General features: G+C 59.9%; 9 protein-coding genes and 1 tRNA gene. 2 read left to right on the top strand and 8 right to left on the bottom strand.

The annotated features are described in order from the left end of the window. Window positions 1-336: transposase (locus tag BLP10_RS22555; RefSeq protein WP_139165589.1), on the top strand; the 336-nt coding region annotated here is incomplete at its 5' end. Window positions 337-345: 9 nt separating this feature from the next. Here the strand turns inward: BLP10_RS22555 and BLP10_RS22550 are convergent. From BLP10_RS22550 to BLP10_RS22520, 7 genes are all read right to left on the bottom strand, one after another. Beyond that, a tRNA-Asp gene (locus BLP10_RS22550) sits at window positions 346-422 on the bottom strand. Between the two features lie 143 nt (window positions 423-565). Next, window positions 566-790: a hypothetical protein gene (locus tag BLP10_RS22545; RefSeq protein ID WP_091139937.1), complete on the bottom strand. Its 225-nt coding sequence runs from the start codon at window positions 788-790 to the stop codon at window positions 566-568. A 36-nt stretch (window positions 791-826) separates the two neighbouring features. Then, on the bottom strand, window positions 827-1,330 hold the full coding sequence (locus tag BLP10_RS22540; RefSeq protein WP_091139933.1) for a peptide deformylase: 504 nt from the start codon (window positions 1,328-1,330) through the stop codon (window positions 827-829). 26 nt (window positions 1,331-1,356) lie between these two features. Then, on the bottom strand, window positions 1,357-1,752 hold the full coding sequence (locus tag BLP10_RS22535; RefSeq protein ID WP_091139930.1) for a VOC family protein: 396 nt from the start codon (window positions 1,750-1,752) through the stop codon (window positions 1,357-1,359). Between the two features lie 256 nt (window positions 1,753-2,008). After that, on the bottom strand, window positions 2,009-3,049 hold the full coding sequence (locus BLP10_RS22530; RefSeq protein WP_091139926.1) for a hypothetical protein: 1,041 nt from the start codon (window positions 3,047-3,049) through the stop codon (window positions 2,009-2,011). After that, window positions 3,049-5,937: a penicillin-binding protein 1A gene (locus tag BLP10_RS22525; protein WP_091139920.1), complete on the bottom strand. Its 2,889-nt coding sequence runs from the start codon at window positions 5,935-5,937 to the stop codon at window positions 3,049-3,051. Before BLP10_RS22525 ends, BLP10_RS22530 begins: the two co-directional genes overlap by 1 nt. A 204-nt stretch (window positions 5,938-6,141) precedes the next feature. Next, window positions 6,142-6,891: an SDR family oxidoreductase gene (locus BLP10_RS22520; protein WP_091139916.1), complete on the bottom strand. Its 750-nt coding sequence runs from the start codon at window positions 6,889-6,891 to the stop codon at window positions 6,142-6,144. Window positions 6,892-6,960: 69 nt separating this feature from the next. Between BLP10_RS22520 and BLP10_RS22515 the strand changes: the two genes are divergently transcribed. After that, a complete protein-coding gene (locus BLP10_RS22515; RefSeq protein ID WP_091139941.1) occupies window positions 6,961-7,374 on the top strand; it encodes a DUF1236 domain-containing protein in 414 nt (137 codons plus the stop codon). Between the two features lie 76 nt (window positions 7,375-7,450). On the opposite strand, the gene BLP10_RS22510 is transcribed toward BLP10_RS22515, so the two are convergent. After that, a partial coding sequence (locus BLP10_RS22510; RefSeq protein WP_139165588.1) for a DNA translocase FtsK occupies window positions 7,451-8,144 on the bottom strand: 694 nt, incomplete at its 5' end.

Here is an 8,144-nt window from a genome sequence, read left to right as displayed (position 1 = left end):
GGACAGTTGGCCCAAGCCGTGCAGGCGGCCACCGGCGAGAGCGTGGACCTGGCCTATGTCGATCAAGGCTATACAGGCGAGAGGGCCGCGGCGGCCGCCCGCGAGCATGGGATTGAGCTGGAGGTGGTCAAACTGCCTGAGGCCAAGCGCGGTTTCGTGCTGTTGCCGCGCCGGTGGGTGGTTGAGCGGACCTTCAGTTGGGCCACGCGCTTCCGTCGTTTGGTGCGCGATTACGAGCGCTTACCTCAAACTCTTGCTGACCTCCACGTCATCGCACTGGTCTGCATTATGTTAAGACAGGCCGTAAACTACATCGCAGTCCATAACAGCCTCTAGAAGGAGAAGTGGCGCGGGCGACGGGGCTCGAACCCGCGACCTCCGGCGTGACAGGCCGGCACTCTAACCGACTGAGCTACGCCCGCGCATTTCATCTCCATCGCGTCCGGCCGAGACCTGAATTTTCTGCGATGGAGGCGCGCTCGTACCGGTGATTAGGCGAGCTGTCAAATGTTGTTTTCTTCATCCACAGCCCCTGCCACTTCTTACGGAATGAAATCCACCCCGATCAGTCCCGGGTGCTGATGGAAAACACCTCGTACCCTGCCCCATTCAGCACGCGCACAGCTTCGATATTTGGGTCACGGGACTGCGGACGTCGGGCGAGGGAGAACACCTTGAGGGCGCGCTCTTTCGCCTTGTCCAAGGAATCGGTGCGGACCATGATCCGTCGGATCACTCCGCCTCCCGCCTCCTCGGTGGCAATGGTCTCGATGCGGTAGACTTCAATCACGAAGGCACAACTCCACTTACGGTTAGAGCTCCCTTATCACGCCCCAAGGCGCTGGAGCTTCTCGAATTTCTTGATCAGGCGATCCCGCTTGAGCTTGGACAGACGGTCAATCCAGAAGATCCCATCGAGTTGATCGATCTCATGCTGGTGGCAAACGGCCCTCAGCCCCTCCGCCTCTTCTTCATGCTCAACGCCGTCGAGGTCCTGATAGCGTACCCGCACGCGAGCAGCCCGCTCGATCTCCTCATTGACACCCGGCATCGAGACGCTCCCCTCGACATGCCGGATCGTCTCGGGCGAAAACCACACGATTTCCGGATTTAAGTATGCCTGAGCAGCGGCGTCGCTTTCGAGCCGCAGGACAACGAGGCGCCTGAGCACTCCGATATGGGGAGCCGTTATGCCGATACCAGGCGCTGCCAGCATGGCCTCCGTCAGGTCCTTCGCCAAGCTGCGAAGCTCAGCGTCGAAAGCGACGACAGGCTCAGCCTTCTGGCGCAGGCGCGGGTCGGGGAAACGGATGATGGGGCGGGCCGCCACTGACAAGGATCCTTCGGTGCAGATGGCTATTTATAGCGACCACCGCGCTGGAGCACCTCGATCTTGTAGCCGTCCGGATCCTGAATGAAGAAGAATTTCGCAAGCAGATTTCCCTGATGCATGAATTCCTTGATCGGAAGCGGCTTAAGGCCAAGTTCCGTCAGGCGCGCATGTTCCGCTTCCAGGTCGTCTACGGAGACGGCCAAGTGGCCATAACCATCGCCCAGCGCATAAGGCTCGGTCCGGTCATGGTTGATGGTCAGCTCCACCTCGAATTCGCTTTCCGGGTTGCTCAGGTAGACGAGCGTGAACCCCTCGAAGGCAAGCCGCTCCGCAATCTTCAGACCGAAAGCTTTGCTGTAAAAGCCCAGCGAACGCTGTTCATCCAGAACGCGGATCATGGAATGGATCGCCTTTGCCATGGAAAACCTCATCAAAACCGTAGCTCAGGTGTTAACACTAGAAGCCTCTTTGGTGGAGGCATTCGATCTGGACCACATAGTCGAGAAAACGTGATCCTGCCAAGCTGTTAGGAGGGGCCAACCCCCGGGAACCGGGTCTCGCGCTGGATTCTTGTCTTGATACGGAGGCATCACACCCGCAACCCCTTATCGCCTCCGCCAACTTACAGCCCCGTTCAGCCCGCCCTTTCGAACGGGGCTTTTTCGTGGGGGCAGCTCATTTGTCGAGCATTTCGGCGATAGTACGGATTCGGTTCCGCACGTAACTGGGCAGACCGGCACTGATGGAATTTCCAGTGTTGAATGAGCTCTTGCCCATCAGCACCTGCACCGGAATGAGATTGCGCAAAACGGGAACGTTAGCGAACTCCTTCTTCTGTTGCAGAACGTCGGTTTCTATGCCGAGCGCCATGAGCACGCTCACCACCGTTTTCGCCTGATCCGCGGGATGAGGCTGGAGAACGGCCAGGAGCTTTCCGAACTGCATCACTTGGTTCACGTCAAAGAGTGTCTGCTCCAGCACGCCGGCTACAGGCGTCTCGATCCTGGTAAGGCTTGCAAGTCCCTGCTGGTCGATCTCCTGCTTCGGCAGGACGCGGATCTCGGTCTGGAAGTCCATGAACTCCGAGATCTTCTTACCCCCCTCCTCCAGTTTGTTCGCGAGACGTATGCCAATGGGCAGCCGCCCTTCGAGCGGATAACGGGATTCGATGCATATCGTTTGCGGAGCGTCGCACCAGCGTCGTTCGGGATGACGGTTATGAGCGCTTTGCGGATCGAAGTTCGGGCGCGCTTGATCAGGCGTGATGCGTTTGTGCTTGATGGAAGGATCGAGCGCCTCCAACACGTCGAGGCTGACGAAACGGGTCAGATCAATGGAATCCGCAGGCTTCGCGATCAGGAAGCGCGTTTCCGCCACATACATGTGGAGCTTCTCGGTATAAGGTTTTTCGATGCCATGGACGGACACCTTGATCTTCGGCTCCGCATAGTTCGGGAAGAGACTCAAAAAACGCTTTTCCTGCGGCTCTACCCGCGCCCAATCCTCGAAGCGCATGAGCCCGGTTTCGCCATCCGCGATTTTGTCGCTTGCTCGGTCGCTGAACAGGATCGTCTTCGCCTTCATGCGTGCCGGCGGCACCGCAGTGACGGACGGCACGTCCTCGACTTGGAAACCGTCTGCCTGGGACTGAGCAACGGACAGGGAAAATGCGGCCAGAGCGCTCAGGCTCCAGCGCAGCGAAGAAAGTATTTTCATCAATAAACCCGTTGATAGCCCCAGGGATAATCCGGGTCGACCCGGCGAGGTCTTGGACGAGGTTCATCCTCCCACCACCAGCGCCAGCCCGGATCGGCGCGCCGCTGCGCAGGAGCGTTCTGGCGGAGGGAATCCAGCCAGCTCTGTCCTTGCGCGTAAGGCGTCTCTTCATAAGCGCCGCGTCCGCTCTCGTCTCCATCGCTCCACGGATCGGGATTGCGGAAGGCATAAACTTCATCCTGAGGCACGAGGCGATATTGCGTCTCGCTCAGACGACCAAACCAGTTCAGCCGGAAATACTCCATGAACGCACCGCGCTGTCCGTCGGTCAGCCGGTCGCCGCTATTGAGATCGATCGGCATCGCGATGAGCTGCTTCGCGGCCTGGGGAGACGGCGGGCTCAAAGGTGATTTCGGCATGTGATGCTCCCAAGCCGCTTCCACGATCTCCTTGAATATCGGCGCCGCGACCTTCGCACCTGTCTGCCCGCGACCGAGCGTGCGGCGGCGACCATCTGCATTGTCGTGCCCCACCCAGACCGCCACGGTTACGTCGTTGGTGAAACCGACGAACCAGGCATCGTTCTCGTCATCGGAGGTGCCAGTCTTGCCGCCGGCATAGGGCGCAAGAGCCTTCAGATTGCGGGCAGTGCCGCGTGCGAGCACGCCCTGAAGCATGGATTTAAGTTGAAAAAAGGCTGCCGCGTCGGCAGAGCCGAGCCGCACCAGAGATTTCGCCTTTCGGCTATAGAGTGGCTGGCCTCGCTCCTCGATGCTTTCAAATGCGTGAGGCACCGGCATTGCGCCTTCATTGGCAATGGCGGCATAGAAGGCCGCGATATCGAGTATCCGCACCGGTTGTGCGCCGAGCACGAATGGATAATGCGGTGTACATTCCAGATAGAGCTGCGCCTCAACGGCAAGTTCGCAGACATCCTGCAGGCTTCGCGCAGGATTGGCTTCGATTCCGCCGTCGAGCAGGCGAGCCGTAACAAGGTTCTTCGAGTTCTCGAGCGCACGCCGCAAGGTGACGATGCCACCTGCGCCGCCGTCATAGTTCTTCGGCCGCCAATAATCCTGCGCCCGCGCATTCGCGCCGCCATTCACAGGCGGCAGAGTGATGGGTGAATCCCACACCAGTGTATTGGGCTGGAGGCCTTTCGAAAGAGCGGCCAGATAAGTCAGCGGCTTGAAGGCCGAGCCCGGCTGCCGATGGGCCTGGGTCACGCGGTTCAGCTGACTCAACGGATAAGAGAACCCACCCACCATCGCGAGGATTCGGCCGGTCTTGTTCTCCAAAACGACAGCACCACCCTGCACCGATGGAGGCACCCGGAGATCCGCACGAACGGCTCCCTTCCCTTTCTGCTCGATGATGCGCACGCGCACCACATCATAAAGCTTTAGGTCGCGTCGCGCCGCATCCCAGGCATTGAGTGACAGAACCCGCCCGTCGGAAAGACCGACGCGAAGCACATTGGCGCCCGTCTTCCTGTCCCTACCCGTCTCGATCACGATGGCAGCGGGCCATCGCACGTCGTAGAGAGGCAGCCTCGCATTCTCCAAGGCCCTGCGCCATGCAGGCGTTCCAGCATCATCATTCTTGCCATCGAGCACCTTGATCGCCTCGGCGAGATTGGCCTCTGCTGCCTGAAATTTCTGTCTCCCGATGCTCATCTCGTAGCGCGCGAGCCCCTCCTGCAGAGCGGCATCGGCAGCTTTCTGCAGAGCGGCATTGATTGTGGATCGCACTGTGTAGGAGCCTGAGGTGAGCTTATCGATCCCAGCCAGGGTGCGTGCATCCCGATCCAAATGATCGGTGAAATAGAAGCCACTGTCCCGGCGTGGACGTTGAAAGGCGATCCTCGAGGGCAAGGCGGCGACAGCCTGCTGCATCTGTTCCGCGGTCAGGAAGCTGTCTTCCTGCATTCGGCTCAATACATAGGCCATGCGCTCTCGTGCGCGGTCAGGCTGCGTATCGGGATTGTAGTAGTTGGGACCTTTCGCGAGCCCGGCGAGAAGCGCGCCTTCCGACACGGACAGAGCTTTCGCACCTTTGCCGAAATAGCTCTGGGCTGCCATTTCGATGCCCCAGGAGGTCCGTCCGAGATAAATGGAGTTGAGATAGATCTCGAGGATTTCGGCTTTGCTGAGTGTCCGCTCGATGCGGGAAGCAACGATCATCTCACGCATCTTGCGCTCGTACGTCACATCGTCGCCTACGAGCAGATTCTTGGCCACCTGCTGCGTGATGGTGGAGCCTCCTGCCGGTCGCCCCGGATTGGCGAGATTGTTGACGAAAGCTCGGATCACTCCGCGCTCATCCACGCCCTTGTGCTGATAGAACCGCTTGTCTTCCGCCGAAACGAAAGCCTGTTGTACGGATTTTGGAATGTCCGACAGCTGCACCCAGATGCGCCGATGATCCGGCTCATAGATTTCGGCAAAGCGCCTGCCGCTTCCGTCAAGAACCACGCTGACGCCCGGTAGCTTGAGGCCTTTCAGTTTGCCCGCATCCGGAAGGTCGGCGACAGCATTGTTGTAAAAGGTAATTACCTCACCGAGATCGACAGGCGAATGCTCCACTGTCTCGTTCTTGCAGAACAGACGATAACTCGCGTGCAGGTCGTTGAAGCTCAATCCCTGAAGGATCTTGAGATCGCCTGTAACCGCTTGCGGATCGTCCATAGCGGTCGTGATCAGATCGTCGAGGTTGATATCCTCGATGTCGAAGGCGCGCCGCATATGCGTGCACCCGCTCTTGAGGATCTCTGCGACCTCCTCCTTGTCATGCGCCGGATCGAACGACGTCTTCACCGCTTCCGGATCGACCAGGACCTGGCTCAGGGTGAGAGCCGTGGCGAAAATCTTGATGAGGATTGCGCTCATTCCGACTCTATCATGGAACGATCATGCCCCTGTTTAGGAAGCTGAACTCGCGATGAAACAGGCCGGCATGCATCCGGCCCATTCAGCCTGCCGGAAGCAAACTGAATGAAAGCTGGATAGTACGGCTGTTTTAGGACCGCCTTTGAAAGCCATATGGAGCGGCAGAGCCAGGCTTCCTAGCTTGGCACGTCAACTTATTGTGTTTCACCCTCGGCCCACGAAAGGCATCTTCGTCGCCATTACGGTCATGTTGAGAACATTCGCGCTCAACGGCAGACCGGCCATGTAGACGACAGCCTCCGCCACATGAGCGGGATCGAAGGTGGGCTCTGCCATGACCGTGCCGTTGGGCTGAAGGACTCCGCTGGCGATCTTGGCGGCCATGTCGGTTGCCGCATTGCCGATATCGATCTGTCCGCAGGCGATGTCATAGGCCCGGCCATCCAGGGAAGTGGATTTCGTCAGTCCCAGGATCGCATGCTTCGTCGCTGTATAGGGCGCAGAGAGTGGCCTTGGCGCGTAAGCCGAAACGGAGCCGTTGTTGATGATGCGCCCGCCCCTTGGATCCTGAGCCTTCATGATCCTGAACGCCTCCTGGGTGCAGAGGAAGGCGCCCGTCAGGTTCGTATCGACGACGCTCTGCCATTGCTCGAAGGTGAGATCCTCCAGAGGAACCGGCGGTGCGCCGATGCCTGCGTTGTTCACCAGAAGGTCGAGCCGCCCGAATGTCTCTTTTACCTTTGAGAACAGAGCCTTGACCGAAGCAGGATCGGTTACGTCGGTGACCAAGAGAACTGGTGCCCCGCCAATCTCCTGCGCGGCTTTTTCGAGCACCTCCTGTCGCCGCCCGGCCATGACGACACTGTAGCCATGGTCCAAGAGAGCGGCGGAGATCGCCTTGCCCACTCCGGTCCCCGCCCCTGTCACGATGGCGATCTTCGAACTTCTGCTCATGTTTTTCTCCTCATGGAACCGGCCAAGCTGTTTCGCGTTCGCATTCTGCCAATCGGAAAGGAGTCCGTCATGCGCAATCGTGTCCTAAGCTCGGCCGCTACCTTGGCCGTGATCGCACTTCCTCTTGCTCTTGCCGCCTGTCAAAGCGGAACCGCTTCGGGCGCAGCGGGAGGTGCCGTGACGGGCGCCATCGTCGGTGGCCCGATCGGCGCTGCCGTGGGTGGCGTTGCAGGCGCTGCCGTTGGTACGGCCCTGACTGCTGAAGAATCTACCCGCGTCAGGAGCTATGTGGTCGCCCAGCGTCGCCCGTCGATCACCATGTCGGAAGAGGTTGTTATCGGCCAGCCGCTCCCGCCGCGCGTGCGTCTCTATTCCGTTCCTCAGAACGTGGGTCTCGCAAACCCTTATAGCTATACCATCGTGAACGACCGCACGGTGCTCGTCGATCCCCAGACCCGCACCGTCGTTCAGGTCATCGATTGATTTCGACAGATCGTAGAAGTGAGAAAGGCGGCTCGCATGAGCCGCCTTTTCTTTCATTTGATGACGGATCGGACGCTCAGTCATCCATGGACAGATGGTCCATGAGGATTTCGCGTTTTCCGGCATGGTTTGCGGGTCCGACGATGCCCTCCTGCTCCATGCGCTCCATCAGCGACGCCGCCCGGTTGTAGCCAATCTGCAGCCGCCGCTGGATGTAGCTCGTCGACGCCTTCTTGTCCCGCAGCACCACCGCCACCGCCTGGTCGTACAAATCCCCGCCCGGCGCCCCGAACTCGCCCGCGTCGAACACCGCCGCATCGGGTGCCGCCGCCTCCTCCTCGTCAGCGGTCACCGCCTCGAGATATTGCGGACGGCCCTGACGCTTCAGGTGCGCCACCACGTGCTCGACCTCCTCGTCCGAGCAGAACGGCCCGTGCACGCGCGTGATCCGCCCGCCGCCGGCCATGTACAGCATGTCGCCCTGGCCCAGAAGCTGCTCCGCCCCCATCTCGCCGAGAATGGTGCGGCTGTCGATCTTCGAGGTCACCTGGAACGAGATCCGGGTCGGGAAGTTCGCCTTGATCGTGCCGGTGATCACGTCCACCGACGGGCGCTGGGTCGCCAGGATCACATGGATGCCGGCAGCTCTGGCCATCTGGGCCAGACGCTGGATCGCGCCCTCGATCTCCTTGCCCGCCACCATCATCAGGTCGGCCATCTCGTCGACGATCACCACGATGTAGGGCAACGGCTCGAGGTCCATCACCTCG

The organism is Microvirga guangxiensis (assembly GCF_900102135.1).
In the GTDB taxonomy this organism is placed as follows: Bacteria; Pseudomonadota; Alphaproteobacteria; order Rhizobiales; family Beijerinckiaceae; genus Microvirga; species Microvirga guangxiensis.
The sequence above is the reverse complement of the archived record's forward strand: the minus strand, read 5'-3'. Positions and strand labels throughout refer to the sequence as shown.

Bases quoted from the DNA above. Each gene is read 5' to 3' on its own strand.
- BLP10_RS22515 (WP_091139941.1), top strand. From the start codon at position 6,961: ATGCGCAATCGTGTCCTAAGCTCGGCCGCTACCTTGGCCGTGATCGCA.
- BLP10_RS22525 (WP_091139920.1), bottom strand. From the start codon at position 5,937: ATGAGCGCAATCCTCATCAAGATTTTCGCCACGGCTCTCACCCTGAGC.
- BLP10_RS22535 (WP_091139930.1), bottom strand. From the start codon at position 1,752: ATGGCAAAGGCGATCCATTCCATGATCCGCGTTCTGGATGAACAGCGT.
- BLP10_RS22520 (WP_091139916.1), bottom strand. From the start codon at position 6,891: ATGAGCAGAAGTTCGAAGATCGCCATCGTGACAGGGGCGGGGACCGGA.
- BLP10_RS22530 (WP_091139926.1), bottom strand. From the start codon at position 3,049: ATGAAAATACTTTCTTCGCTGCGCTGGAGCCTGAGCGCTCTGGCCGCA.